This window comes from Zobellella sp. DQSA1 (assembly GCF_041950555.1).
Classification (GTDB): Bacteria; Pseudomonadota; Gammaproteobacteria; order Enterobacterales; family Aeromonadaceae; genus Oceanimonas.
The window spans coordinates 2,436,939-2,462,722 of record NZ_CP169531.1 but is presented as its reverse complement, the minus strand read 5'-3'; the positions used below and the strand labels follow the sequence as shown (position 1 = coordinate 2,462,722).

Sequence of the window (25,784 nt, the reverse complement as noted above, 5' to 3'; positions counted from 1 at the left end):
CATCGCATGCCACACATAACGCACTTATCGTGGTAGATGTTCTAGACATTACAATGAAAAATACGGTGTAAATTTTGCTAAGGAAGAATTCTGTACGTGAAATTTAATTGATTAATGTATTGCGTTCTAGGTTAAAGCTAATGGAAACACTAATCATGAAAGCATCAGAGTCTAAAGTAGTACGAAAATTTGAAATGAATGGTATTAAAACGGATGTGATTACTCTCCACAGACCAGCTCCGGAAGACGGAGTGGCCGTTAATGATCTTATAGACGATTGTCCTCCCCTAGATATCAATTCACACTATTGTAATTTATTGCAATGCACGCATTTCTCAACAACGTCAATTAAGGCAGTGCTTGATGATGAATTAGTAGGTTTTATTTCCGGCTATATTACTCCCGATAAGCCCAATACATTATTCGTCTGGCAGGTAGCTGTATCAGCCCAGGTAAGAGGGAGGGGGGTGGGCAAGCTCATGCTTACTGAATTACTCAATCGAGCCACTCGGCAACAGGTGTGTTACCTCGAAACAACTGTCACTCCAGACAATCGGGCATCATGGGCATTGTTTACCGGGATTGCGAAAAGCATGCATACCTCGCTGTCCAAACAAACGCTGTTTGAACGCGATAAACATTTTGCGGGGCAGCATGATGATGAAGTGTTGCTACGCATAGGTCCTTTTTCCCGGTGACAGATTTCTCCTTCGGGCAACAGTGTTTCCCCTCTGAAGAAAAAATAGGATAAGGTAATGACTATCTATAGTGAAATGGAATCGGCCGTACAGTGTTATGCCCGATCTTTCCCGACGGAATTCAATCGCGCTCAAGGGGTCTTTCTCTTCGACAGCAATAATCGACAGTATCTTGATTTTCTGGCCGGGGCGGGCGCATTAAACTATGGCCACAATCACCCCGTACTCAAACAGGCGTTACTGAATTACATAGCTGCTGACGGTGTGACCCACAGCCTGGATTTACACACTGTAGCAAAATCCAGGTTTCTTGAAGCGTTCAGAAACCATATCCTGCGACCTCGTCAACTAGACTACCGGCTGCAATTCACCGGGCCAACAGGCACCAACGCCATTGAAGCAGCACTGAAACTGGCCCGAAAAATAAAAGGTAGGCGCAATATCCTCAGCTTCACTAACGGTTTCCATGGTGTCACCCTGGGTTCGGTGGCGGCGACGGGCAACAGTCATCACCGTAGTGGAGCACAGGTATCGCTGAATGATGTTGTGCGTATGCCTTATTGTGGCTACTTCGGAGACCAGTCCGATTCATTGGCAATGATAGAGCAACTGCTCTCCGATCCATCCAGTGGCATTGATTTACCAGCAGCAGTTCTGGTGGAGACCGTTCAGGGCGAGGGTGGCCTGAATGTAGCAAGCGATATCTGGCTGCAAGGTCTGGCAAGATTATGTAAACGCCACGATATGCTGCTCATTATCGATGATATTCAGGCGGGTTGCGGACGTACCGGCACCTTCTTTAGCTTCGAGCCTTCTGGCATCAAGCCCGATATGGTCACGCTGTCCAAATCACTCAGTGCCTGCGGCTTGCCCATGGCAGTCCTGTGCCTACGGCCCGAGCTTGATCAGTGGCAACCGGGTGAGCACAACGGTACATTCCGCGGTAACAATTATGCTTTTGTCACCGCCACTGCCGCGATCCAGCACTTTTGGCTGGATGACAACTTCAGTCGTGCCGTCGCGCAACGCGCAGCGCAGGTTACGCAATGTTTTCAACAACTGGTATCCCACTTCGGCAATGAGCACCTAAGGCGAAAAGGACGGGGGCTAATGCAGGGGCTGGAGTGTCGAGATGGCGAGCTGGCAGGCCGCATCAGCCAGCAGGCATTCGACAAGGGCCTGATCATTGAAACTGCGGGTAACCGGAGGCAAGTGGTCAAATGTTTCTGTCCGCTTACCATCAGCGAAAGCGAGCTTGGTGCAGGTCTAGAGCGGCTTAGTGAGAGTTTTCACTCGGTGCTGGGCAAACAACTCAGAAGGGTTTAATGAAGCCTGAGCTGCCAAACTAATGAGGAGTATGCTGTATGATCATCAGACGATTACACGATGCAGAAAAATCCGAGCGAAGGGTAGTGTCAGAAGGCTGGGAGAGCACCAGACTGTTGCTAAAGAATGACAACATGGGTTTTTCCTTCCATATCACTACTATTTATGCAGGCTCCAATCTGACCATGCACTATCGGAATCACCTCGAATCCGTTTATTGTCTCGCCGGCTCTGGCGAAGTTGAGAGCGCTGTGGATGGCAAGGTTTATCCGATTGAGGCAGGCACCCTCTACATTCTCGACCAACACGACAAGCATATACTCCGTGCCAACATAGAAATGAAGATGGCCTGTGTTTTTAATCCACCACTGCACGGCAAAGAGGTACACGATAGTAATGGGGTATACCCAATAACCGCTGAAGCAGTTCTGGAACAATAAATAGGAGGCCACATGCACACTGTTGAAAAAATTGGCGGAACATCCATGAGCCAATATGACGCTGTCCGTGACAATATCATCTTGAAAGGCGCTTCGCCGGAGCGTGCATGCGCCGCCGGTATTTACAACCGAATGTTTGTTGTGTCCGCTTACGGTGGCATCACCGACCGCTTGCTTGAAAACAAGAGAACCGGCGAGCCTGGTATATTTGGCCAATTTGCCAACCATGAACAGGGTTCCGCCTGGCAGGATTCATTGCAAACAGCGCGCGAAGAAATGACGGCGATCAACCGGCGCTGGTTCGGCGAAACGCCTCTGTGCGCAGGCGCAAACCGCTTCATCTGCGCACGCCTGGATAACGCTGAGACATGCCTGAAGCAACTGGAAACCTTGTGCCACCATGGGCATTTCAGCCTGCAGGATCATCTGCAGACAGTACGCGAAATGTTGGCCAGCATCGGCGAGGCGCACAGTGCCTGGAACATGGCCAGCCTGTTGCAACGCGATGGCATCAATGCTGTCTTTGTTGACCTCACGGGCTGGCAATCCCAGCATGTAAAGCATCTGGACGATCACATCCGTGATAGCCTTGCACGGCTGGATACCGGCCGGGAGTTACCCATCATCACGGGATATGCGCGTTGCTTGGAAGGCTTGATGTCGACTTTCGATCGTGGCTACAGCGAAATAATCTTCAGTCGTATTGCGGTTATATCAAAAGCCAGCGAGGCCGTGATTCACAAAGAATATCATCTGAGCAGCGCAGATCCGCGTGTGGTCGGATCACGCGCCGTGCCCATTGGTCGTACCAACTACGATGTTGCGGATCAACTTGCCAATCTGGGTATGGAAGCTATTCACCCTAATGCAACCAAAGGTTTACGTAGGGCCAATATCCCACTCAGGGTGAAGAACACCTTTGAGCCGAAGCATTCAGGTACGCTGATAACGAATGGCTATACTAGCGAAAAACCGCACGTTGAAATTATTGCTGGATGCAAAAACGTGTATGCGCTGGAATTGTTTGATCAAGACATGATGGGCAAAATCGAGTCATATGACCGTAGCATTCTGGCCAAGCTCAATCTCTTCAAGGTACAGCTCATTACCAAAGACACCAATGCCAATACCATCACGCATTACTTGGCATCAAATCTCAAGACGGTTAAGCGCATTCAGAGTGTATTGACGGAGAAGTTCCCCGATGCCGATATTGGCGTACGTAAAGTGGCGATTTTATCCGCCATTGGCAGCGATATGCACGTACCGGGTATCCTCGCAAAAACGGTAACAGCGCTCGCCGCTGCTGACATCAGCGTATTGGCCATTCACCAATCCATGCGCCAGGTGGATATACAATTTGTCGTTGCGGTCAGTGATTACGAGCAGGGTGTTCGAAGCTTGCATCGCTGTTTGGTCGAGGAGCACGACCACGGCATCGCCGTTTGTGCGGCCTAGCGGTTATTGTGACTTAGCTCATCGTCTGGTCCGGAGGCTGTTCAGCGGCCAGGGTGATCGGCCCTTCAAGCCGCTGGAGCGTTTGTTCAACCTTGGTCAATTCTTCAGCAGTAACACGGGATATATCAGCCAGTAAATAGCTGTTCCGAATAGTAGATCAATCAAGGCAGCGATCGGGTGCCGCTAGGCTGACCCTTCTTGCCAGGGATGGGTTCACGGCGTGTCTGCGTGCGGTGACCGGTTGATGTGGCACCCTTAGGATCAGTTATTTACCTCGGCATTTTCCAGTGAGAAGGTTTGTTCTTCCTGGCCCGTGTCCAGCCCACGACAACGTCAGCCCTGATTGCTTTCATGCGGGCCAGTACCCCCATAAGTGACGCTGCAACTTTTACGAAAAAATTACGCCTCATGCCTCCCTCAACCTAGAGACTTTATCCGGCCTTTTCATATTCTGAATCCACGATTTAACCCGTGGAGGCTTTTGCTATGAGTGGTGTGCTGTTGTTGGTGTCACTGGCACTGATCGTTTATTTAGGGGCAGTGATGCTCTGTCCAGACAAATTTTAGGGTGTCGCTATGATTGAAGTTGCACTGATCATCTTGCTTGCCCTGGGCCTTGCTTGGCCATTAGGGCGCTATATGGCCGGGGTCTTCTCCGGCAATGCGCGTGTCAGCAACCGGGTGTTTGGCTCGGTTGAGAGCGTTATTTATAAACTTATCGGCGTAAACCCTACGCAGGGCATGACCTGGAAAGACTATGCCAGGGCCTTCCTCCTCAGCAATTTGTTGCTGGGGATTGTGGCCTACCTCATTCTGCTGTTTCAGCATCTGTTACCGATGAATCCAGACCATATTGGTCCGCTGTCATGGGATCTGGCCCTGCATACGGCTGTCTCCTTCCTGACCAATACCAATCAGCAACACTACTCGGGGCAGGCGCAATTGAGTTACCTGTCACAGGGCTTTCTGATTGTCACCTTGCAGGTGGTCACTCCCGCTACCGCATTGGCAGTGTGCGTGGCCATATTGCGGGGCATGATGGGAGGACGGAATAAAGATTCCGCTAAGGAAGGTGAAGCCCGCGATCTGGGCAACTATTATGTGGATCTAGTGCGTGGCGTGGTGCGTATCTTGTTACCGGTGGCCTTGGTTGTGTCATTGCTGCTGACCTGGCAAGGAGTGCCCAGCACCTATGATGGCGCCCAGGTGAGCCAGACACTGGACCCTGTTGTGGAAATGCAGGAACAGAAGATTCCGGTGGGCCCGGTCGCGCCTATGGTGGCTATTAAACAACTGGGCACCAATGGCGGTGGCTGGTATGGCCCCAATAGCAGTAATCCATTGGAAAACCCCACGCCGGTGAGCAATGTCATCGAAACTATCTCGCTCGTGCTGTTCCCCATGGCTACCGTGTTTATGGCTGGCTTCCTGCTGGGGCGTCGTCGCTTCGCGGTGATGTCACTTGCCGTCATGGGCGTAATGAGCCTGGCGTTTATCGGGGCGACGGTTTACAGCGAGCTGCAGCCCAATGCCGCCTTTACCGGGCTCAGCGCCGACGGGCCTAACATGGAAGGCAAGGAGGTGCGCTTCGGTCCTGAATTATCGGCTCTGTGGGGAACCTTTACCACCCAGACCTCTAATGGGTCGGTCAATGCCATGCACGACTCATTTAATCCCATCGGTGGTTTAATGACCCGAGCCGGCATGTTGATCAACGCCATCTGGGGAGGGATCGGCGTCGGCTTCGTTGGTTTCCTGGTGTACGTCTGGGTTGCAGTGTTTCTGTCCGGGCTGATGATTGGGCGCACCCCGGAAATTTTCGGCCGCAAGATTGAAACTCGGGAAATCACTACCCTGGGCGCACTGATCGTGCTGCCGACAGTTGTCATTTTGGGGCTCACGGCTATAACGGTGGGCATACCGGGCCTGGCCCAAAACAGCAACCCCGGTTTTCACGGGATCTCCCAGGTTTTTTATGAATACACCTCCGCCTTTGCCAATAACGGTTCCGGCTTTGAAGGGCTAGGCGATGATACCCCTTGGTGGAACCTGACCTGTGTGCTGGCGTTGATCCTTGGTCGCTATCTGCCATTGGTGCTGCCATTGATGATTGCCGGCTGGCTGGCCAGTAAACGCGTGGCACCGGTCTCGAATAGCACGTTGCGGCTGGAAAGTGTCACCTTTGGCGCCACTTTGGTGGCGGTTATTCTGATCCTTAACTTTCTCTCGTTCCTGCCTTCGGCAGTATTGGGGCCCATCGGTGAAGGGCTTCAGCTTTCCAGCATGATTTCAAGTCAGGAGTAACGACCATGAAAAGACAAAACCCCAGCCTGTTCGATAGGCAAGTGATGGCCGACGCCGCCTGGCTCGCGATTAAAAAGCTGAATCCCAAAACTATGGCGACCAACCCAGTGATGTTCGTCGTCCTGGTCGGTACGGTGATCACAGCAATATTCACGTTACAGCAGTTATTGACCGGCCAATCCTTCGGTTTCGAACTGGCCACGACACTGTTGCTGTTCTTTACGGTCTGGTTTGCCAACTTTGCCGAGTCAGTGGCCGAAGCGCGGGGACGTGGCCAGGCCTCCAGTCTGCGTTCGGCCAAGCGGGCGCTCAAGGCCCGCCGCCTGAAAAATGGCGGTGAGGAGACGGTGGATGCTGATCTGCTGCGCAAAGGTGATCGGGTACGCGTCAGTCAGGGAGAGTACATTCCCGCCGACGGCGAAATTATTAAAGGGGTGGCCACGGTCAATGAATCCGCCGTGACAGGCGAATCCGCCGCTGTATTGCGAGAAGCCGGTGGTGACCACTGCGGGGTTATCGGCGGCACCAAGGTGCTCACCGGCGAGATTGAATTCGAGGTGACGGTTGATCCTGGCCACAGCTTTCTGGACCGGATGATTGGCCTGGTGGAAGGTGCCCAGCGCCAGAAAACTCCGAATGAAACCGCCCTTACCGTGTTGCTGGCTGCGCTGACCATGGTATTTATCCTGGTGGTGATCACCCTGCCTCCCATGGCCGGCTTTATGGGGGCGGCTCTCGATTACACTATGTTGATCGCCTTGCTGGTGTGTCTCATTCCAACCACCATTGGTGGCCTGCTTCCCGCAATTGGTATCGCCGGCATGAACCGGGCACTGGCCGCCAACGTGGTCGCCAAGTCCGGCAAGGCCGTGGAAGTGGCCGGAGATGTCGACACACTGCTGCTCGACAAAACCGGCACCATCACCTTTGGTGACCGGCAGGCGACCCAGTTTTTACCGGCAGGGGAGGTAAAAATGTCGGATCTTGTCGCCGCCGCCGTACTGACCTCCTATGAAGATCCAACGCCGGAAGGCAAGTCGGTGCTGGTGCTGGCCGAACGCGAAGACTACCGTCTGCCAGAACGGCCCACGAACGCGGAATACCTGCCGTTTTCCGCCGAAACCCGGCTATCCGGCATTTCCCTTGCCGATGGCACCACCTACGTCAAGGGGGCCAGCGATACGGTTCAACAGTGGGCAGAATCTCGTCACATCAGGATCCCGGACAATCTCGATAGCTTGGTCAAACAGGTCGCCCAAGGCGGCGGTACACCGCTGGTCGTGGCCACCGGCAGTCAGATCCTCGGGGTCATTGCCTTGACCGACGTGATTAAACCCGGGGTTGCCGAACGCTTTGCACGATTGCGCGCGCTGGGGGTGCGTACCGTCATGGTGACCGGCGATAACCCGGTGACGGCGGGTGTGATTGCTGCGGAAGCCGGGGTCGATGACTTTATCGCCGAAGCGAAACCCGAAGACAAACTCAACCTGATCCGGGCGGAACAGGCCAAAGGCCGACTGGTGGCCATGGTGGGTGACGGCACCAATGATGCCCCCGCGCTCGCCCAGGCCGATGTGGGGCTGGCCATGAATTCAGGCACCCAGGCAGCGCGGGAAGCCGGCAATATGGTGGACCTGGACTCCGACCCGGCCAAGTTACTGGCGGTGGTGGAAGTTGGTAAGCAGTTGTTGATCACGCGTGGTGCGCTGACCACCTTCTCCCTGGCCAATGATGTGGCAAAATATTTTGCCATCATTCCAGCCGTGTTCGCCGGCGCTTTGCCTGCTATTGCCGTTCTGGACTTTATGCACCTGAACAGTCCCGTGAGTGCCGTGCTGGCGGCGTTGATCTTCAATGCGCTCATTATTCCCGCGCTGATTCCCCTGGCATTACGGGGTGTGAAGTTGCGCCCCATGACGGCCGAGAAGCTGTTGCGCAATAACATGTTGATTTACGGGCTCGGTGGCCTGGTGCTGCCATTTATCGTGATCAAAGTGATCGATTTGCCGCTGGGTCTGTTTCTGTAACGAATTTTAGGAGAACTCAAATGACCAATGACTTTACCCGCACATCCTCTAGGTGCCATTCCGTAACCGTTTCGAGGGACTTTATTCGCACACCCTCAGTATCGAGCCAACTATTGACTGCGCTGCGGGCCGCCGTTGTCTTCCTGGTGCTGTGTGGCCTGGTTTACACCGGCACCGCCACCCTTCTCGGCGGTGCGCTATTTCCCCAACAGGCCACTGGCAGCCTGATTGAACAGGAGGGCCGAGTCGTCGGCTCCCGCCTGGTCGGCCAACCATTCGAGAGTCCGCAGTATTTCTACGGTCGGCCCAGTGCGGCCGACTACGATCCTACCGCCACCGGGGGCAGTAACCTTGCCCCCAGCAACCCTGAGTTGCGTGATCGGGTACGCGCGGATAGTGATCGAATTCAAACATTGGAAGGGGTAACTCCTGCTGACATCCCGGTTGACCTGGTGACAGCCTCTGGCGCCGGATTGGACCCGCATATTTCTCCGGAAGCCGCCCACCTCCAGGCCCCTCGTATCGCGGCTGCCCGCGGTTTGTCGGAAAAGGTCGTTTTAGACGTTATTGAACAGCACATCCAAGGCCCGCAGTGGGGCCTGTTTGGGCAACCTAGGGTGAATGTTCTACTACTCAACTTAGCCCTTGACCGCCAGGCTGTTAACGGAAAAGATCACCCATAGTGAGTCAAATAACACGAAAATATGCCAAGCAATAATAAAGTCAACGCAGAAAAATCATGGGGAGCCAGCGATGGTTGATCGCTCGGATCATGCAGAGGCGCTTTTACAACGAATCAAGGATCAAGAGAGCGGACGATTGACGGTCTTTCTCGGCGCCGCACCTGGAGTCGGGAAAACCTATGCCATGCTCGGTGCTGCCCGAGAGCGGTTGCAGCAAGGCGTGGATGTGGTGGTTGGTCTGGTTGAAACCCACGGACGGGCGGATACGGAGTCCATGCTGGCCGATATGGCGCAGTTGCCCCGCCAGTCGGTGAGCTATCACAACACCACCCTGTCTGAATTCGATCTGGATGGGGCGTTGGCGCGACACCCACAACTCATTCTGGTGGATGAACTGGCTCACACTAACGTGCCGGGCAGTCGCCACAAGCGCCGTTACCAGGACATTGCGGAGCTGCTCAGCGCCGGGATTGATGTTTTTACCACCGTCAATATCCAGCACCTGGCCAGCCTCAATGATCTGGTGCTGCAGATTACCGGCGTACGGGTACGCGAAACCGTGCCCGATCAGTTTGTGGACGATGCGCACGAGATCCTCTTTATCGACCTGCCGCCGGCGATCCTTATCGAACGCCTGCAGCAGGGTAAGGTCTATCTGCCCGAATACGCTCGCTCCGCATTGGATTCTTTCTTTTCGCCATCCAATCTGACCGCATTACGAGAGTTGGCGATGCGCGAAGTCATGGAGCGGGTTGATGTACGGTTAACCACTGAGTTGAACGCCGATGCCAAGGAGCGGTCTTTCACCATCCAGGAAAAACTTTTGGTACTGGTCAGTAGTAACAGCGACCACGAATACCTGATCCGCATCGGGCGGCAAATTGCCGATCGGCGCAAAATTCCCTGGCTGGTCGTCTGGGTCGATACGGGTCGTGTTGCCAGGCGGCAGGCGTCACTGCGACTACAATCCGCCTTTTCCCTGGCCAGGGATCTGGGTGCCGAAACAGAAACCCTGCGTGGCCCCAGCACCTTTCAGACAGTCGTGCCGTTTATTGCCGAGCACAGGATCAACACGGTTCTGGTGGGCTCGGGTACAAGGAATCGCTTTCGTTTCTGGCGCAAACGGCTGTACCAACAGTTAATTGAATCCGGCCTGCCACTGGAAGTGTCGGTTATTCGCCCACCCACTGAGTCTTCCACCGCGCGTTCAATCACTCTCAACACCGAAAAAGCTGTCGGGATATCCTGGAAAGGCCATGTCTTTGCTGCATTGGCGGTAACGGTTTCTACCACGGTTGCCGTCCCTTTGGAATTGCTGGTAGCAAATGCGAACCTGGCGTTGGTCTATGTGCTGGCGGTGGTGGCTACTGGGTTGAAATATGGCTGGCGTCCGGCAGTCACGGCATCGATTCTTGCGTTTATAAGCTTTAACTTCTTCTTGACCGAGCCGCGTTACACCCTTCACGTGACTCGACAGGATGAGCTGACAACACTGATATTTCTGTTTATTATCGCGCTGGCTTGCGGGCCGGCCGCCTCACGCATTCGGCGTCAATTCATCCTGCTACGCGATGCAAACCGCTATTCCGAAGCCATGAGCCTGCTGGGCCAGGAACTGTCGGTGGCGGAAGATCCGAAGGCCATCTGGAGAGCGGTACACAAGGTGATTTCGGACACTCTACAGGTTGAATGCATTATTGTTCCGACAGGCAATGACGCCGAAACATGGCCGAAACCGGCCAGGTCTTTTATTCCGGTGGATATTGCTGCGCTAGACTGGACCCGTCGCAACGGTCAGATGTCAGGCCGGTTCAGCGATACGCTCAATGCGTCCGAGTGGAGCATTTTCCCCATCCATAAAGACAAGCACACAGTTGCCTGTGTTCTGATCAAGTTTTCGGAATCCACCCGTATTTTGCCTTCTGGCGATAAGGCATTAATTACGTCGATTACCAACCAGACGGCGGACACCTGGCGGCGGACGCAGCTTGTGGGCGAACTCGAAGCCGCGCAGGTGAAAACCGAAGTCGAACAAATACGTTCCGCTCTTTTGTCCTCAGTGTCTCATGATCTGAAGTCCCCCCTGGCCGCGATGATGGGCGCGGCAGAAAGCCTGCGCTTGCTGGATCAACAGCTGGACACGCAGGACCGTCATGAATTGATGGATACCATACTTCAGGAAAGTCGCCGGCTGGATAGTTATATCCAAAATTTACTGGATATGACCCGGCTGGGTTACGGAACATTGAAAATAGAGCGAGACTGGGTCTCTATCGCCGATATCGTCGGTAGTGCACTGACGCGCCTTAAGCGCTATTATCCCAATGTGAAAACCGAGACCCATTTCCAGGAGGCCGCGCCGGTACTGTATGTTCACGCTGCCCTGATTGAGCAGGCGCTATTTAATATTTTGGAGAATGCCGCACGCTTTACACCGGATAACGAAAAAATACGGGTAACTATCACGGCTCAAGACGGGAAATGTATCATCGGGATCGAGGACAAGGGACCGGGGATTCCAGAGGATGTGCGAGAAAAAATTTTTGATATGTTTTTTGTCGTCTCGGAAGGGGACAAGAAAAAGCAAAATACGGGAATGGGGCTGGCTATCTGCCGAGGCATGATTGGTGCCCATGGTGGCAGCATCCGCGCAATGGAAGGGACTGGGCATACAGGGACAAAAATCGAGGTTAAGCTGCCTTTTGATGAGCCTTCAGTCAATAACATCAGCTCAGAGGAATAATATAAGGCGTGAGTATCAAGATTGTCATTATTGACGATGAAGCACCGATTCGGCGCATGCTGAGCATCGCTCTGAAAAGTGAAGGCTATAATGTTGCCGAAGCAGGAGACGGAGAATCCGGACTGGCTGCCGTTGCTCGCCATCAACCGGAGCTGGTGGTGCTGGATTTGGGCTTGCCCGACATGGATGGGCACGAAGTATTAAATGACCTGCGGACCTGGTCGAAAGTGCCGGTGATCGTGCTCTCGGTCCGGAGCAACGATCGTGAGAAGGTCCGTGCCTTGGACACGGGGGCCCAGGATTATGTAACCAAACCTTTCAGCGTTGAAGAATTCCTGGCACGCGTCCGTGCTAATGTTCGCGATCATATCAAGCCGGATGCTCCCGTCATTTTGGATGATGGTAAACTATGCATCGATCTGGGAAAGCGTTGGGTGACTATGTCGGGAAATAAAGTGGATCTCACACCAAAAGAATATGCGGTGTTATCCCGTTTGGCGCAGTCCCCGAATTGTGTCATCACACAAACTCAGCTGTTACAGGAAATATGGGGTCCGGCACACAAAGATAACAGCCACTACTTACGGATTATTGTCAGTCATTTGCGGCAAAAACTGGGCGATGATCCGGCTGAACCTTATTACATCCGGACTGAGGCTGGCGTGGGCTATCGCTTGATGTACCAGGATGCAAGGACCGGTTGATGGCAATGAAACTGAAAATTCTCTTTTTCCTGCTGGTATCTCTGTTATCCGGCTGATCAAAACTGATGTCACTTCGGTCTAACGGATGTCACCGCCCGCTCGTTTATGGCCCGATATCCGGTGGCGATACCGAAATGTTTCTTCGGTTGGTGGTCAAGACACCACCGCCGAACACGGTTATCAGCATAACCGGCCTCTCGGGCTGAGCAAGCGAAGAATCGGCCGGGGAGGAAGCATGCCCGCAGCGGGGCGTAAACACTGCCGGGCCGGTCGGGGGACAGGCCCGGCAGTGTTTCGTGAGCCGGTGCGGGCGTGTTGGGTTAATCGCGCCGGTATAATGCCTCTATGGTGCTCGAGCCCAGCGAGTGCGCCTTCACCATATAACCCACCAGGGCCCCGGAGGGATTGTCGGGCAAGTCCAGCGTTTGCGACAGGGCATGCAGGGTAAACTGGTAGCGGTGGACGCCATGTCCCTGGGGTGGGCAGGCGCCGCCAAAGCCTGGGCTGCCATAATCGTTGGCGATCTGGAGACTGCCGGCGGGGGCCAGTTGCTGGCCCGGGTCGCCGGCGCCGGCCGGGAGGGAACGCACTTCCACGGGAATATTCACCAGTTGCCAGTGCCACCAGCCGCTGCCGGTCGGGGCGTCCGGATCATAGGCCAGAATGGCGAAGGCCCGGGTGCCTTGCGGGGCGCCGGACCAGGAAAGCTGGGGCGACAGGTTGCCGCCCGCGCAGCCGAAGCCCTGGAATTCCTGGGCGCTGGCCATGAGCTCACCGGGCGCGATGTCGGTGCTGGTCAGCGTGAATTCCCCGGCCAGGGCCGGGCCGGAAGCCAGTGCGGCCAGCACCGCCAGGGAACATTTTTTTGCGTGAGTGAGCATAAGAGCCTCCTGAAAACACCTTGGTTTGAGAGGCCGATCATACGGGGGCATCCGGGCCCGGGTTAGCACCCAATCCTTCATTCATTCGCCCGTTTCAATCATTCTGGTTTTTCTGAGCTCCGTCGGCGTAAGGCCGAACAGCGACTTGAACTTGTCGGTAAAGCGAGACTGGGAATGATAGCCGCATTGCTCGGCAATCAGGCCGATGGGGCTGGCGGTGGTCTGCACCAAATGCAGCCCGTGGCCCAGTTTCACCCTGTCCTTGATGGCCTGCAGGCTGGTTCCCTCATGGGCCAGCTTCCTGCGCAGGGTGGATTCACTCATCGCCAGTGCAGCAGACACAAACGGCATGCCCACCTCTTCCGCCATCCGGCTGCCGATAAGGCACTGGACCCGGTACCCGAGGCTGGGCGGCGCGGCCAGGGCGGCCAGCTCCCGGTGGCCCAGGTGGTGAAGGGTGTGCAGGATTTCCCGGCGCCTCAGCCCCCACAGTTCGGGCGGGGCATAGGCCGACCATTCGATCAACTGCCTGAGCGCATCTGTCAGCAAGGGCTGGAGGGGGCCCTGGAGGTGCGTCCGGGCGCTGGCCCGGCGGCCGGTGAAGCCATCGAAGTCTTCCTGCTCGAATGCCAGCAGCAGGGCGAAATATTCCGCTCCGGCCGGAATGTTGCGCATGTCGATGCCGGGGCGGTTGGATAAAAAGACAAAGCTGCCCGCCGGGCAATGGGTCGCGCCCTGGCTGCCCAGTTGCTTGTGGCCGTTGAGCACACAAATCAGCAAGGGGTTGTGCACCGGCACATTGAGGATGCGCTGCTCCTGTCTGGACGAATACACCGAAAAGGGCAACGGGGAGTGCGCTTTTACGATGCGCTTTGCCGACCTGATCAATGCCTGCATGGGTCAACTCGGGGTCTTATGTGTTGTTGTTGGGAACGGACGGGGTGTTGAAACATGTTCCTGGTCCAGCACCTGTTATCGCGCTGCTTGCAGGGGGCCAGAAACCAGGCCAGCCAGCGGGTGATCTCCATTATCAGGCGCGAATCCCCCTTAACAGTAACTCCATGGCGCCTAGTGCCTGTGACAGCCGTGCTGTGCTGTTTTCGGACTCGGCGATCCAGAACGCAGCCTCGGCCAGGCTGCCGTAGATCAGCAGGGCCAACGCTTCGGGATCGGATTGCTCCACAATGCCGTGCTGCATGAGCTGAGCCAGCAGTGTTTGCATAGAGGTTATGCAGTGCCGTTGATCCCCGGGGGAGGGATTGCCTAAGACCGCCCTGGCATCACGCAGCACTATGCGCTGGATCTCGGGTTCTTGTGCCATCTCCAGGTAGGCCCGGCAGCGGCTCCTGAAGCCTTCCCAGGCATCGCCGGCGCCATCTGAAATGGCCTGCAGCCTTGCATCCATTTCAGCATCGATCTGGGCTACCACCGCTATCAGCAGCCCTTTCTTGTCACCGAAGTGATGATAGAGCGCGCCGCGGGTCAAGCTGGCCTGTGCGGTAAGGTCGTCCATCGACGTCTCGGCATAGCCCCGTTCACTGAAAACCCGACGTGCGGTTGCCAGCAGTGTGGCACGGGTTTCTTCCATCTCGGCTCGGGTACGTCGCACCATCGCCTTCTCCTTCTTCATCAATCCATGGTTTGATCATTTACATTCACTCCGTATGAATATATGTTCTTAATCATACGCCATGTATGTATTATTCCCACCCAGCGATGCTTTGGCAAGCCGGGCCCTGTAGAAAAGGAGAGTTGATATGCCTAATCCGTACCGCGAACTGTTCGAAGCCCGTGGCGCCAAAAGCTTTTCTCTGGCTGGCCTTGTCGCCCGCATCCCGCTGCCGATGACCGGTATAGGTATCATTACCATGCTATCCCAGTTGCGCGGCAGCTATGGTTTGGCTGGTGCAGTTGCCGCCACCTTCGTGCTGACCTATGCGCTGATGTCACCGCAGATTTCACGCCTGGTGGATCGACACGGCCAAGGCCGGGTCCTGCCAGCCGCTGCCGGTATCAGTGTTCTGGGCATCTTGCTGTTGCTTGCTTGCTCGTATTGGCAGACGCCTGATGGGGCGCTGTTCATAGGGGCGGTGCTGGCTGGTTTCATGCCCAGCATGTCGGCGATGGTGCGTGCCCGCTGGACTGCCGCCTATAGGGGAAAGCCCCGGCTGCAGACTGCGTATTCACTGGAGACGGTGCTGGACGAGGTTACCTTCATCGCGGGTCCCCCTCTGTCGGTAGGCCTTAGTGTGGCGCTATTTCCTCAAGCCGGCCCACTGGTGGCGGCGATGTTGCTGGCTGTTGGCGTACTGGCCTTTGCCGCACTGCGTGGCACCGAGCCACCGGTAGAGCAGCACGCCGCCGCTCTGGGCAGCGCGGGCTCGGTTATTCGATTGGCAGATGTGCGGTTGCTTACTTTGCTGATGGTCGCGATGGGCGTCATTGTTGGCACTGTCGATATCGTCAGTGTTGCGTTTGCCGAACAAGTGGGGCGTCCGGCGGCGGCCAGTATCGTCCTGTCGGTTTACGCTATTGGTTCCTGCCTGGCCGGTTTGCTGTTCGGTGCGCTCAAATTGAAAACCCCGTTGTATCGGCTGCTGCTATTGGGGGGATTGGCGACTGCAGCAACGACACTGCCCCTGTTGTTTGCAGGTAATATTGCCGGACTGGCCGGCGCGGTGTTTGTGGCGGGTTTGTGCTTCGCCCCCACAATGATTGTGGCAATGTCGTTGGTCGAGCGCATGGTGCCGGAAAACAAGCTGACCGAGGGGATGACCTGGTTGCTCGCGGGGTTGAATATCGGGGTGGCGCTTGGCGCCGCAGTATCTGGCCAGATAGTGGATATGGATGGCGCACGCGGTGGTTTCAGCGTTGCCCTGATCGCGGGAGGAGCTGTGCTGCTCGTGGCGTTGTGGGGATATCGCCGTATGCGGGAGCACTCGTGCGCAGTACCTTATTCCATCTAATCAAAGCCGCCCCAAAACCTACTCCCTCCTCGCCAGCAGTGCGCGCAGCTCGGCGGGCAACTGCCGTTGCAGGCGCTTGGTCAGTCGCTGCTGGTGACGTTGCCAGAGGATGCCGAGGCCCATCACGGCCAGGCCGATGGCGGTGAGGGCCAGGGGGAACAACAGGCTGTCCTCGAATACGTCCCAGGCCAGCCAACCCAGATACCAGGCCACGCCCAGGCCGCCCAGGGCGACGAACACCCGCCGGGCCAGCAGGGTGCCGGTGAGTATCATCAACAGGTTGACCAGCAGGAACAGCAGCCGCTGAACGCCGTCGTCGTAGAGCAGCAGGCTGAGTCCGCCCCAGAAGGTGACGGCGCCGAACAGGTAAAACCAGAAGGCGAAGTCCCGCCGGCTCTGGTTGCGAATGTCCACCCAAAAGGCCAGCACCACCAGCGAGAGCCCAAACCAGAGCGATACCCACTGGCGGAAGTTCCAGCCGACCTCGCCCCTGCCGATCAGCCATTCGGTAAGATCCATGCTCATATACCAGAGGGTGGCGGCCAGGGGCAGCATCAGAAAGGGCTGGCGATAGCGCCACAGCATCAGGGCGCCCACCGCCAGGGTGGCCAGCTCCAGGCTCAGCCAGCGGCCGTGGATGAGGCGGTGGTATTGGCGGTAGTCCAGCGCCGGATCCCACCAGCCCAGGCCGTATTGCAGGCCGTACACGGTAATGGGCGTCAGGCAAATCACAAAGGCGGCGATAATGCCGCTTGGCACCCACAGCCGCCGGCGTTGGAGTCCTTCGGCCAGCGCCAGGGCGGGCAGGGCATAGAGCAGGCCCAGCCCCACCAGGGCCCAGCCGCCGTACAGCTGCCAACCCAGGGTCATGAACAGGGTCATGGCGCCCATGGCGATAAGGCCGCCCAGGTAATAGAGGACATGGGCAAAGCGAAAGCCGGCGGGGGCGTCTTGCTCGAGGAATTGCCACAGGGGCGCCACCTGTTCCGTTTGCAGCAGGCCCCTATGGGCCGCCTGCTCCAGTTGTTGGCGATGGATTTTCATGTTCAGGCTCCCTTGCTCGGGGGTTGGAGATGGGCCAGCAGGTTGGCCAGGTCATTGTGGATATAGCGGCTGTCCACACAGCTTGCCAGATTGTCGTTGATAAAGCGGACAAAATTCGCCGCCGGGTAGGGCAGGCGGCGGTTGTTGTGGCACACCAGGTACCAGTGGCTGGTGAGCGGAAACTCCGGCAGCGCCGGACGGCCCAGGCGGTGCTCGCCTTCCGCCAGGGTATGCTCCGACAGCACCGCCAGCCCCAGGCCCTGCTCCACGCTCATGCGCACCACCTCGTTGCTTTCTATCTGCATCACCCGCTTCAGTTGCAGGTTGCGGCTGCGCAGCCATTCTTCGAACACCAGCCGGGTGGCGCTGCCCGGTTCGCGCAACAGAAAGCGCTCGCCCAGCAGGGCCGAAAAGTCCGCCGGCGGATGGCGCACCGCCCAGTGGTCCGGCGGGGTGATCAGCACCAGCGGATTGCGGATAAAGCGGCCGCTCAGGGTGTGCTCGCCGGCGGGTGGATGGCTGAACAGATAAAGATCATCTTGCTGGTGGCGGTGGCGATCCAGGATGTAGCCCCGGTTGCCCACGCTGATGGACACCTCCACCTCGGGAAAGCGGCGGTTAAAGGGCCCGAGCAGGCGCGGCAGTATGTATTTGGCGGTGGTCACCACCCCGATGCTGAAGCCGCCGCGGGTGCCCTGGCGGGCGTCCTGCAGAAAGCCGTTGAAGTCGTCGAAGCGGGAGAGGGCGTCGAGGGCGGCGTGGTAGAGCTCGCTGCCCACGGCGGTGGGACGGAGGCGCCCTTCCCGGCTGTCGAGCAGGGGCTCGCCCACCGCCTCGGCCAGGCGTTTGAGCTGCTGCGACACGGTCGGCTGGGTCAGGTGCAACTGGGCGGCGGCGCGGGACACCGAGCCCAGCCGCACCACGGCCACATACACCTGCAGCAGGCGAAAGGTCAGGTGGCGTATATTCATGGATGATTATCTATATCTGCTGTTATCAACATTTATTGGTAACTATATACCTGGATCCGCACAATGTCCGCCGTTGTATTCCTGGATAGGCAACCAAGTCTGACTGGGCGCCGGAAGGAAACTGCTAAGCCGACCGTGACATGCCAGAGATGGCATGTCCGAGCCCCCAGGAGGCGAGTTTGCCCGCCGTAACGAGCTATTTCGGTCTGACCGAGCATCCAGTGAATGTTCGCAGCAGGCCGAAACAGCGAGTGTCACGTCCTATGGCGAGTCGGCGTGTAGTTCCTTCCGGCGCCGGGCTCACGGTCTGACTTCTACCCTGTTTAATCATCACGAGGATTTGTTATGCCGGATATTGTAGTGGCGTTTTTTGCGCTGGGCGTGGTGGCGGGGCTGGCCCGCTCGGATTTGAAGGTGCCCAAGGCGGCCTACGACACCCTCAGCATACTGCTGATGCTCACCATCGGCTTCAAGGGCGGGCTGGCGCTGCACGGCAACCTGCACTGGCGGCTGCTGCCCGAGCTGCTGGCGGTGGCCGCCCTGGGTGTGCTGATCCCGCTGCTGTGCTACCCGGTGGCGCGCAAGCTGCTGCGGCTGAACAGCGCCAACAGTGCCAGCATCGCCGCCCACTACGGCTCGGTCAGCGCCGGTACCTTCGCGGTGGCCCTGGCCTACGCCCAGAGCCTGCGGCTGGAGATAGCCCCGCAAACCACCCTCTACCTGGTGCTGCTGGAGCTGCCGGCCATCATCGTCGCCATCTACCTGTACAAGACCCTGTCGGGGCAGGACACCGGCAGCAAGGCGGCGGTGTGGCACGAGGCGCTCACCAGCCGGGGGGTGGTGCTGCTCACCGGCGGGGTGTTGATCGGCTACTTCTACGGCCCCGAGCAGGCGGCGCCGGTGAGCGATCTCTTTATTACCGCCTTCAAGGGCCTGCTGGCGCTGTTTCTGCTGGAGATGGGGCTGTGCACCGCCAAGGCGCTCACTCCGGTGCCCTGGCATCGCTGGCCGGTGATGCTGTTCGCCCTGCTGGCACCATTGGTGCTGGCGGGCATCGGTGGGATGGCGGCCTGGCTGCTGGGGCTGCCCCAGGGCTCGGCGCTGATCCTGGTGACCCTGGTGGCCAGTGCTTCCTACATAGCGGCCCCGGCCGCCATTGCCGCCGCCATCAAGGAGGCGGACATCGGGCTGGCCATGCTGGCGGCCCTGGCGGTGACCTTTCCCTTCAACGTGGTGGTGGGCATACCGCTCTATGCTCGCCTGCTGGCGGTGGGCTGAGCCGAAGTGGCCCTGTTCGATGCTCTCCCAGGGCCATGGGAGCGGATGGTGGCCGTGTGCGCCGCGCATCGGCAGCCGTGCCCGGCACCTCCGGCCGGAGTCTGTCGCCGCTCCGGCAGGGTGACGGAGTCACCCTGCGTTCAACACCTGTTGCCCGGAAGGCCGTTCACGCATCCGCTCCAGATAGTGTTGCAAGGGGCCGGTTCCGATCAACTCGCCGCCGATCGGCAGTTTGTCGACATAGTCCAGAATGGGGGTCAGCAGCGCGTCCGCCAGCGTGTAGTGTGGGCCGCAGATAAAGGGGGAATCTCCCAGCAGCGTGCCCAGCCGTTGCAGGACCGCCCGTGCCGCCGGCAGTTTTTCCTCGACCAGATCCCGCCTCACCCTGCCGTCGGTGCCCTTGGGAAAGGCAAACTCCAGCACGATTTCCCGCAGCAGCGCCTGGTCTATGTAGAGCGCGATTTCTCCGCAACGCTCGTCCACCCGGGCCCGTGCCATGGGATCGGCGGGTTGCAGGGCAGGCCCGGTGAAGCGGGTATCGAGATAGCGGCAGATGGTGTTGGTCTCAAACAGCGTCTGGCCTTCGTGAAACAGTACAGGCACCTTGCCATAGGGATGGAGCTCCAGGTGCTCGGGACTCCTGAATCCGATTTCCGTGCCCTGAGGGGCCATGCCACAGCGGTAGGCAATGCCTTTCTCCTCGCAGCAGAGCATGATCGAACGGGCAAAATTACTGAACGTCGGTGCGAAAATATAGACGCGGTGTTCCATGCGGTTACTCCGTGGGGGTGATGAAATGGACACAGTCTGCAGCCTGCTCAAAATATGTTAAAGAACATATTCTGCTGCAGTGGCATGCTGCTGCCACCAGTCCGAATAGGAGTAATGATATACCCTGGCCCAGTGACCGCCATACCGAAAGCCGCGAGCGGATCCTGTTCGGTGCCGAGCGCCTGTTTACCGAAAAGGGGTTCGATCAGGTCAGCATCGACCAGGTGATGCAGGAAGCAGGCATGACCCGTGGCGCCTTTTACCGCCATTTCGATATCCGTCGTTACCTCAGTCCGGAGCACCTTGCCCAGGAGAACGGGGGCTGCCCGCTGGCCTTCCTGGTGTCCGATACCGGTCAGCGAGACCAACAGGCGCGTGAAAGTTACACCCGCATCTTCACCGCATTGGCCTCCAGAGTCTCCGCCCGGCCGAACACGGCGCCCGATGCCGCGGCGCTGAGATCGGTGGTGATGATGATAGGGGGTGTGGCGGTGGCCAGGGCTCTGAGTGATCCCGCCTTGGCCACGCAGGTACTGGAAGCCTGTTGCCAGGCCGTGCTGGCCGAGCGTGCCGGCGCCGTTTTGCAGGCGGAACAGCAGCAAAGCTCACGCACCGAATGAGGGCATACCTTGCCGGTTCGCCTGCGTGAGAGTGACAACAAACTCATTGCCGGCTGTGGCAAGCCGACCCGGTCAGGGGGCCGGGCTGTAGAGCCGGGGTGGGCTGCGATGAGGCAGATGGATCAGGTTCAGTTTGTGGCGGCGCGCCCATTGCACCGTCATGGCGGTGGGGGCCGACAGGCTGATCAGGGTGCCAAACCGGGCCCGCACCGCCTTCTGGACCAGTTCCAGGCCGCAGCGGCTGGTAATGGCGACAAAGCCTTCCCGCGGGTTGATGCGGGCTTGCGCCATGGCGCCGATCAGCTTGTCCAGTGCGTTGTGGCGGCCGATGTCTTCCCGGCAGAGCCGGACAACCCCTTCAGGGTCAACATAAAGGGCGGCATGCAGCGCGCCGCTGCCTTGAGCGAGCTGCTGGACCTCCCGGATATGCCGGCGCAAGTCGTGCAAGCGGGCGGCGGGTGGCGGCGGAACAGGCCGGAGCGGGGTTAGCCGGGGCAGGGCCTGTTCGATGGCTTCAACGCCGCAGATGCCGCAGCCACTGGTGCCGGCCAGCCGGCGGCGGTACTTTTTCAGCGCCCAGAAGGCCCGGTTGGAGAGGGTCACCGCCGCGTGGCGGGAGCCATCGGATTCACTCAGGGTGATGTCATGGATTTCGTTTAACGAGTGGACGATATCATTGCTCAGGCTGAAGCCGTTCACAAAGTCCTCGAGGTGGCCCGGTGTCACCATCATCACGGCCTGGCTGATACCGTTGTAGCTGATGGCCAGGGCGGTCTCGCTGGCCAGCGCCGAGCTTCCCGCGGCACCGTCATCGTTCAGTTCGCGATATCCAAAGGTTTCCGGCAAGGGCGGGGCCGAATTAATATCGGCAATATCACAGTCAGGGTTAACGGGAACAGTCATTACCATGCCTTTACATCAAATACCGGCCCAGGTTAGGTAAATGTTACCGGGGAGTCCAATCGCTTGCCTCTATGCGTTAATAAACACTCTCTATCGGTATTGGCTCGTATCATAAAAACTTGCTTTAGCGAACCGGCCCTTCCGGTTGAAGAATAGACAGTGCATCCGAAAAGCATTTCTCGGCCAAGGCCGAACGGGGTTCGCTCCGGCGCATCAACAGTCCGATTGAAGAGTGAATGACCGCATCGGCAATGGGAATAATCCGCAAGTGTTCATTCAATGACTCAATTCCGCTTTGCAGCGGCATAACGGCGCAGCAGATGCCGGCATTGACTGCCTGAATAAGGTGAAAGGTGGAGTCGCTTTCCAGTATTGAGTGCGGTTCAATACCATGGCTGCTGAAGCTGAGATCTATCGACTGGCGGTAGTGCATTCCTTTGGTCAACAGGCCCAGCGGCAACGTGCCGAGTGATGCCCAGCTCACTTCGGGCACAGAAAATTCGAAGTGGCGAACGTCGTGCAGCAGGCCCATGCGGGTGGCCGTCAGCCTGATTATCTCGAAAAAACGGGTGTCGACCTGATCCAGGTAACAGAGGCCAAGATCGAGCTGGTTGCGGTTCAGGCCATCGATGACCTGCTCCGATGTCATCGAAGAAAGCTGGAATCGCAACTCCGGATAACGTTGCGCCAGGGGTTTCAGCAAGTGCATCGGGTTCAGGCTGGCAAGGGGAACCATGCCCAGCCGCAGGCTGCCGACCAACTGACCGCGGCAACTGGCCGCTTCCGCCTGCAGGCCGTCGTGGGCGGCAAGCAGTGCCTTGGCCCAGGCGAGGATCCGCTCACCTTCTTCGGTGAACCCCTCGAAACGTTGCCCGCGAGTGACAAGAGCAAGATCCAATTCATCCTCAAGCTTGCGCAACCGCATGGAAAGCGTGGGTTGGGTAATATGGCAAAGGGCGGCAGCCTGGCCGAAGTGTCTGGTTTTATCCAGCGCAATCAGATACTTGAGTTGTTTAATATCCATTGTTTTGCCTGCGGGTCCTATGCTGGTGGGGTAAGTGTAAATAACTGATCCTAATAGTGCTACATCGACCGGGCCCCGCACGCAGACACGCCGTGAACCCATCCCTGGGGGCTCCGCCGCGCCATCCCTGGCGCGGAGGGTCTGCTTAGCGGAACCCAGTCGCTGCCAGTAGTGATCTACCATTCGGAACAGTTATTTACATGTGTTCATCGTTGTGCGGCGAATGAATATCCGGGGAGCATGGACCGGTCTGGCACTTCAGAATGGTTGCCGATAAGTTTGCTTCCTGTTTATTAAATGTTCTGTTTTCCGGGTATTCTCTGGGCTGATAGACGCGCTCTATGATCTATTCAGTCACCTCAATTAGACACTCTTCCTGAATATCCATAGTCTTTGACCGAGATCATGTTAATCGGAAAACGGTTGCCTGGTTCGTTATTATTTTCACTTTAAGGGCCATAAACGGATGTCAGCCTTGTTGGAGTTATTAATGCTTCGTTAAAACATCTCCGCAGCCTTGGTATACAGGGTCGTTATTACCGACATTGCGATGATTCCCATCAACGGGGGACGTTTATGAGTCAAAAGAAACATATCAAAAATTACACCGGCCCGGCGGCAGGCTGGGGGGCCTTGAAGAGCGTAACCAAAAGCTGGCTCGGCAGCGAGAATGGCTTCAGAAACCTGAGGGCCATGCTGAAAACAAACCAGAACGGCGGATTCGACTGCCCGGGCTGCGCCTGGGGCGAGTCGCCGGAAAACGACATGGTGAAGTTCTGCGAAAACGGTGCCAAGGCGGTGAACTGGGAAGCCACGGGCCGTCGGGTCGATCCGGAATTTTTTGCCAAATACCGGGTGTCGGAACTGGCGAAGCAGACCGATTACTGGCTGGAGTATCAGGGGCGCCTGACGCACCCGATGCGTTACGACGGAGCAACCGATCGGTATGTCGAAACCAGCTGGGACGAGGCATTCGCCCTGATCGCCGGTCATTTGCAGGGGCTGGATTCACCGGATCAGGCCGACTTCTATACCTCCGGCCGAGCCAGCAATGAAGCGGCGTTTCTTTACCAGCTCTTTGTCCGCGCCTTCGGTACCAATAACTTGCCCGACTGCTCGAACATGTGCCATGAGGCCAGCGGCATCGGCATGGCCGACACCATTGGTGTCGGCAAGGGAACCGTGGTATTCGAGGATCTGGCGCTGGCCGACGCTATTTTTGTTATTGGCCAAAACCCCGGTACCAACCATCCTCGCATGCTCGAGCCGCTGCGGGAAGCGGTGAAACGCGGTGCCCAGGTGGTGTGTTTCAATCCGCTGAAGGAGCGTGGGCTGGAGCGTTTTCAACATCCCCAGCACCCGCTTGAAATGCTCGGCAATGGCTCGGAGCCGACCAACACGGCGTATTTTCGCCCGGCGCTGGGCGGCGACATGGCGGTCATGCGCGGTATCGCCAAGTTCCTGCTGACCTGGGAGCGTGAGGCGCAGGAAAGCGGTGAGCCGCCGGTGTTCGATCATGACTTTATCAAGGGTCACACCACCGGCCTGGAGCAGTACCTGGCCGAGGTGGATGCCACCCGCTGGGAGCACATCGTCGAGCAGTCCGGCCTGAGCCGGTCCGAGATCGAGGTGGCGGCCCGCATGTACCGGCGTGCGGAGCGGGTGGTGATGTGCTGGGCAATGGGGCTGACGCAGCATCGCCATTCCGTGCCGACCATTCAGGAGGTGGTGAATCTTCAACTGCTGCGCGGCAACGTGGGCAAGCCCGGTGCGGGCCTGTCCCCGGTGCGTGGCCACAGCAATGTACAGGGCGACCGGACCATGGGCATTAATGAACAGCCGCCCGAGTCACTGCTGAATGCCCTGGAAGCGCGCTTCGGCTTCAAGGTGCCGCGCGGGCATGGTCATAATGCCGTGCAGGCCATCAAGGCGATGGAAGAAAAACGCACCAAGGTCTTTATCGGCCTGGGCGGCAATTTCGCCCAGGCCACGCCCGACACGCCACGTACCCACCGCGCTCTCGGCAACTGCGACCTGACCGTGCAGATTTCCACCAAGCTGAATCGCTCCCACCTGGTAACCGGGCGCGAGGCGCTGATCCTGCCGTGCCTGGGGCGCACCGAGGTAGACATGCAGCGGGCGGGGCCACAAGGGGTGACCGTCGAGGATACCTTCAGCATGGTGCACCTTTCCTACGGCCAGTTGCAGCCGCGTTCTTCACAGCTGCGCTCGGAGCCGGCCATTATCGCCGGTATCGCCGGGGCGACCCTGGGCAATTATCCCATCGACTGGGCATGGGCGGTTGCCGACTATTGCCGTATTCGCGACATGATAGCGGACACCATTCCGGGCTTTGAGCATTTCAACGAGAAGCTGACGCAGCCGGGTGGTTTTTACCTCGGCAACGCCGCCGCCGAGCGCAAGTGGAATACCCAAGGCGGCAAGGCCCGCTTCACGGCCAGCGCCCTGCCGGGGCAACTCGTCAACGAGGCCGTGCTGGCCAGCGGCGAGAAACCGGATCTGATCCTGCAGACCCTGCGCTCCCACGACCAGTACAACACCACCCTGTACGGGCTCGACGACCGTTACCGTGGCGTATTCGGTATCCGTGAGGTGGTCTTCGTGAATGAAGAGGATATTCGCCGCCTCGGCTTCGAACCCGGCGAGAGAGTGGATATGGTGTCCCTGTGGGAAGACGGAAGGGAACGCCGCGTGTCCGGCTTTATGCTGGTGGCCTACGACATCCCGCCCGGGCAGGCCGCGGCCTATTACCCGGAGACCAATTCCCTGGTACCGCTGGAAAGTTACGGTGACCGCACCTTTACCCCCACCTCCAAGTTTATTGCCGTCCGGCTGGAAAAGGCCCGGGCCGGTAACCGGATCCCGTCTTCCACGGTGTGACCAATACCCTCCGCTCAGGCCGGCTGCTCGTTGCGGGGGCCG

General features: G+C 57.8%; 22 protein-coding genes. 14 read left to right on the top strand and 8 right to left on the bottom strand.

The window, feature by feature from the left end; genetic code table 11:
- Nucleotides 1-155: 155 nt before the first annotated feature.
- The 10 genes from ectA (at nucleotide 156) to ACEVBK_RS11895 (ending at nucleotide 12,383) form a co-directional block, all read left to right on the top strand.
- Nucleotides 156-698, top strand: coding sequence for a diaminobutyrate acetyltransferase (gene ectA / locus ACEVBK_RS11940; RefSeq protein WP_375055166.1), 543 nt, complete (start codon nucleotides 156-158; stop codon nucleotides 696-698).
- Between the two features lie 57 nt (nucleotides 699-755).
- The gene (gene ectB / locus ACEVBK_RS11935; protein WP_375055165.1) at nucleotides 756-2,024 is read left to right on the top strand and encodes a diaminobutyrate--2-oxoglutarate transaminase; all 1,269 of its coding nucleotides are present in this window, start codon (nucleotides 756-758) and stop codon (nucleotides 2,022-2,024) included.
- 38 nt (nucleotides 2,025-2,062) lie between these two features.
- Complete coding sequence (locus ACEVBK_RS11930) at nucleotides 2,063-2,464, top strand: ectoine synthase (protein WP_375055164.1); 402 nt, start codon at nucleotides 2,063-2,065, stop codon at nucleotides 2,462-2,464.
- Between the two features lie 12 nt (nucleotides 2,465-2,476).
- Entirely contained in the window at nucleotides 2,477-3,922 is a 1,446-nt protein-coding gene (locus ACEVBK_RS11925) for an aspartate kinase (RefSeq protein ID WP_375055163.1), read from the top strand.
- Nucleotides 3,923-4,408: 486 nt separating this feature from the next.
- Nucleotides 4,409-4,489 (top strand): potassium-transporting ATPase subunit F, encoded by an 81-nt coding sequence (locus ACEVBK_RS11920; protein ID WP_375058558.1) that lies wholly within the window; start codon nucleotides 4,409-4,411, stop codon nucleotides 4,487-4,489.
- 9 nt (nucleotides 4,490-4,498) lie between these two features.
- Nucleotides 4,499-6,226, top strand: a complete 1,728-nt coding sequence (kdpA, locus tag ACEVBK_RS11915; RefSeq protein WP_375055162.1) for a potassium-transporting ATPase subunit KdpA — start codon at nucleotides 4,499-4,501, stop codon at nucleotides 6,224-6,226.
- A 5-nt stretch (nucleotides 6,227-6,231) separates the two neighbouring features.
- Complete coding sequence (kdpB, locus tag ACEVBK_RS11910; RefSeq protein WP_375055161.1) at nucleotides 6,232-8,253, top strand: potassium-transporting ATPase subunit KdpB; 2,022 nt, start codon at nucleotides 6,232-6,234, stop codon at nucleotides 8,251-8,253.
- A 20-nt stretch (nucleotides 8,254-8,273) separates the two neighbouring features.
- The gene (gene kdpC / locus ACEVBK_RS11905; RefSeq protein WP_375055160.1) at nucleotides 8,274-8,936 is read left to right on the top strand and encodes a potassium-transporting ATPase subunit KdpC; all 663 of its coding nucleotides are present in this window, start codon (nucleotides 8,274-8,276) and stop codon (nucleotides 8,934-8,936) included.
- 70 nt (nucleotides 8,937-9,006) lie between these two features.
- Nucleotides 9,007-11,679, top strand: a complete 2,673-nt coding sequence (locus ACEVBK_RS11900) for an ATP-binding protein (protein WP_375055159.1) — start codon at nucleotides 9,007-9,009, stop codon at nucleotides 11,677-11,679.
- 8 nt (nucleotides 11,680-11,687) lie between these two features.
- The gene (locus ACEVBK_RS11895; protein ID WP_375055158.1) at nucleotides 11,688-12,383 is read left to right on the top strand and encodes a response regulator; all 696 of its coding nucleotides are present in this window, start codon (nucleotides 11,688-11,690) and stop codon (nucleotides 12,381-12,383) included.
- Between the two features lie 320 nt (nucleotides 12,384-12,703).
- Here the strand turns inward: ACEVBK_RS11895 and ACEVBK_RS11890 are convergent, their stop codons facing one another.
- The 3 genes from ACEVBK_RS11890 to ACEVBK_RS11880 form a co-directional block, all read right to left on the bottom strand.
- Nucleotides 12,704-13,264 carry a YbhB/YbcL family Raf kinase inhibitor-like protein gene (locus ACEVBK_RS11890; RefSeq protein WP_375055157.1) on the bottom strand — a complete coding sequence of 187 codons (561 nt, stop codon included), beginning with the start codon at nucleotides 13,262-13,264 and terminating at the stop codon, nucleotides 12,704-12,706.
- Nucleotides 13,265-13,345: 81 nt separating this feature from the next.
- Nucleotides 13,346-14,161 (bottom strand): helix-turn-helix transcriptional regulator, encoded by an 816-nt coding sequence (locus ACEVBK_RS11885; RefSeq protein WP_375055156.1) that lies wholly within the window; start codon nucleotides 14,159-14,161, stop codon nucleotides 13,346-13,348.
- Nucleotides 14,162-14,294: 133 nt separating this feature from the next.
- Nucleotides 14,295-14,876, bottom strand: coding sequence for a TetR/AcrR family transcriptional regulator (locus ACEVBK_RS11880; RefSeq protein WP_375055155.1), 582 nt, complete (start codon nucleotides 14,874-14,876; stop codon nucleotides 14,295-14,297).
- Nucleotides 14,877-15,021: 145 nt separating this feature from the next.
- Between ACEVBK_RS11880 and ACEVBK_RS11875 the strand changes: the two genes are divergently transcribed.
- Nucleotides 15,022-16,230, top strand: coding sequence for an MFS transporter (locus tag ACEVBK_RS11875; RefSeq protein WP_375055154.1), 1,209 nt, complete (start codon nucleotides 15,022-15,024; stop codon nucleotides 16,228-16,230).
- An 18-nt stretch (nucleotides 16,231-16,248) separates the two neighbouring features.
- On the opposite strand, the gene ACEVBK_RS11870 is transcribed toward ACEVBK_RS11875, so the two are convergent.
- Nucleotides 16,249-17,274 carry a DUF2157 domain-containing protein gene (locus tag ACEVBK_RS11870; protein WP_375055153.1) on the bottom strand — a complete coding sequence of 342 codons (1,026 nt, stop codon included), beginning with the start codon at nucleotides 17,272-17,274 and terminating at the stop codon, nucleotides 16,249-16,251.
- Between the two features lie 2 nt (nucleotides 17,275-17,276).
- Nucleotides 17,277-18,245 (bottom strand): LysR family transcriptional regulator, encoded by a 969-nt coding sequence (locus ACEVBK_RS11865; protein WP_375055152.1) that lies wholly within the window; start codon nucleotides 18,243-18,245, stop codon nucleotides 17,277-17,279.
- A 345-nt stretch (nucleotides 18,246-18,590) separates the two neighbouring features.
- On the opposite strand from ACEVBK_RS11865, the gene ACEVBK_RS11860 reads away from it, so the two are divergent.
- Nucleotides 18,591-19,523: a sodium-dependent bicarbonate transport family permease gene (locus ACEVBK_RS11860; RefSeq protein WP_375055151.1), complete on the top strand. Its 933-nt coding sequence runs from the start codon at nucleotides 18,591-18,593 to the stop codon at nucleotides 19,521-19,523.
- Between the two features lie 129 nt (nucleotides 19,524-19,652).
- Here the strand turns inward: ACEVBK_RS11860 and ACEVBK_RS11855 are convergent, their stop codons facing one another.
- Nucleotides 19,653-20,294, bottom strand: coding sequence for a glutathione S-transferase family protein (locus ACEVBK_RS11855; protein WP_375055150.1), 642 nt, complete (start codon nucleotides 20,292-20,294; stop codon nucleotides 19,653-19,655).
- A 20-nt stretch (nucleotides 20,295-20,314) separates the two neighbouring features.
- On the opposite strand from ACEVBK_RS11855, the gene ACEVBK_RS11850 reads away from it, so the two are divergent.
- A complete protein-coding gene (locus ACEVBK_RS11850) occupies nucleotides 20,315-20,914 on the top strand; it encodes a TetR/AcrR family transcriptional regulator (protein WP_375055149.1) in 600 nt (199 codons plus the stop codon).
- 72 nt (nucleotides 20,915-20,986) lie between these two features.
- Here ACEVBK_RS11850 and fdhD read toward each other — a convergent pair whose 3' ends face one another.
- A complete protein-coding gene (gene fdhD, locus ACEVBK_RS11845) occupies nucleotides 20,987-21,817 on the bottom strand; it encodes a formate dehydrogenase accessory sulfurtransferase FdhD (protein WP_375055148.1) in 831 nt (276 codons plus the stop codon).
- Between the two features lie 124 nt (nucleotides 21,818-21,941).
- Entirely contained in the window at nucleotides 21,942-22,841 is a 900-nt protein-coding gene (locus tag ACEVBK_RS11840; protein WP_375055147.1) for a LysR family transcriptional regulator, read from the bottom strand.
- A 576-nt stretch (nucleotides 22,842-23,417) separates the two neighbouring features.
- Between ACEVBK_RS11840 and ACEVBK_RS11835 the strand changes: the two genes are divergently transcribed.
- The gene (locus tag ACEVBK_RS11835; protein WP_375055146.1) at nucleotides 23,418-25,742 is read left to right on the top strand and encodes an FdhF/YdeP family oxidoreductase; all 2,325 of its coding nucleotides are present in this window, start codon (nucleotides 23,418-23,420) and stop codon (nucleotides 25,740-25,742) included.
- Nucleotides 25,743-25,784 lie beyond the last annotated feature (42 nt).

What these genes read in the sequence shown, in the direction of transcription:
- kdpB (WP_375055161.1), top strand. Translation starts at nt 6,232, where the DNA reads ATGAAAAGACAAAACCCCAGCCTGTTCGATAGGCAAGTGATGGCCGAC.
- ACEVBK_RS11870 (WP_375055153.1), bottom strand. Translation starts at nt 17,274, where the DNA reads ATGAAAATCCATCGCCAACAACTGGAGCAGGCGGCCCATAGGGGCCTG.
- ACEVBK_RS11840 (WP_375055147.1), bottom strand. Translation starts at nt 22,841, where the DNA reads ATGGATATTAAACAACTCAAGTATCTGATTGCGCTGGATAAAACCAGA.
- ACEVBK_RS11875 (WP_375055154.1), top strand. Translation starts at nt 15,022, where the DNA reads ATGCCTAATCCGTACCGCGAACTGTTCGAAGCCCGTGGCGCCAAAAGC.
- kdpC (WP_375055160.1), top strand. Translation starts at nt 8,274, where the DNA reads ATGACCAATGACTTTACCCGCACATCCTCTAGGTGCCATTCCGTAACC.
- ACEVBK_RS11835 (WP_375055146.1), top strand. Translation starts at nt 23,418, where the DNA reads ATGAGTCAAAAGAAACATATCAAAAATTACACCGGCCCGGCGGCAGGC.
- kdpA (WP_375055162.1), top strand. Translation starts at nt 4,499, where the DNA reads ATGATTGAAGTTGCACTGATCATCTTGCTTGCCCTGGGCCTTGCTTGG.
- ACEVBK_RS11860 (WP_375055151.1), top strand. Translation starts at nt 18,591, where the DNA reads ATGCCGGATATTGTAGTGGCGTTTTTTGCGCTGGGCGTGGTGGCGGGG.
- ACEVBK_RS11920 (WP_375058558.1), top strand. Translation starts at nt 4,409, where the DNA reads ATGAGTGGTGTGCTGTTGTTGGTGTCACTGGCACTGATCGTTTATTTA.
- ACEVBK_RS11890 (WP_375055157.1), bottom strand. Translation starts at nt 13,264, where the DNA reads ATGCTCACTCACGCAAAAAAATGTTCCCTGGCGGTGCTGGCCGCACTG.
- fdhD (WP_375055148.1), bottom strand. Translation starts at nt 21,817, where the DNA reads ATGACTGTTCCCGTTAACCCTGACTGTGATATTGCCGATATTAATTCG.
- ACEVBK_RS11855 (WP_375055150.1), bottom strand. Translation starts at nt 20,294, where the DNA reads ATGGAACACCGCGTCTATATTTTCGCACCGACGTTCAGTAATTTTGCC.
- ACEVBK_RS11925 (WP_375055163.1), top strand. Translation starts at nt 2,477, where the DNA reads ATGCACACTGTTGAAAAAATTGGCGGAACATCCATGAGCCAATATGAC.
- ACEVBK_RS11930 (WP_375055164.1), top strand. Translation starts at nt 2,063, where the DNA reads ATGATCATCAGACGATTACACGATGCAGAAAAATCCGAGCGAAGGGTA.
- ACEVBK_RS11850 (WP_375055149.1), top strand. Translation starts at nt 20,315, where the DNA reads ATGAAATGGACACAGTCTGCAGCCTGCTCAAAATATGTTAAAGAACAT.
- ACEVBK_RS11885 (WP_375055156.1), bottom strand. Translation starts at nt 14,161, where the DNA reads ATGCAGGCATTGATCAGGTCGGCAAAGCGCATCGTAAAAGCGCACTCC.
- ACEVBK_RS11865 (WP_375055152.1), bottom strand. Translation starts at nt 18,245, where the DNA reads ATGAATATACGCCACCTGACCTTTCGCCTGCTGCAGGTGTATGTGGCC.
- ACEVBK_RS11900 (WP_375055159.1), top strand. Translation starts at nt 9,007, where the DNA reads ATGGTTGATCGCTCGGATCATGCAGAGGCGCTTTTACAACGAATCAAG.
- ectB (WP_375055165.1), top strand. Translation starts at nt 756, where the DNA reads ATGACTATCTATAGTGAAATGGAATCGGCCGTACAGTGTTATGCCCGA.
- ACEVBK_RS11880 (WP_375055155.1), bottom strand. Translation starts at nt 14,876, where the DNA reads ATGGTGCGACGTACCCGAGCCGAGATGGAAGAAACCCGTGCCACACTG.
- ectA (WP_375055166.1), top strand. Translation starts at nt 156, where the DNA reads ATGAAAGCATCAGAGTCTAAAGTAGTACGAAAATTTGAAATGAATGGT.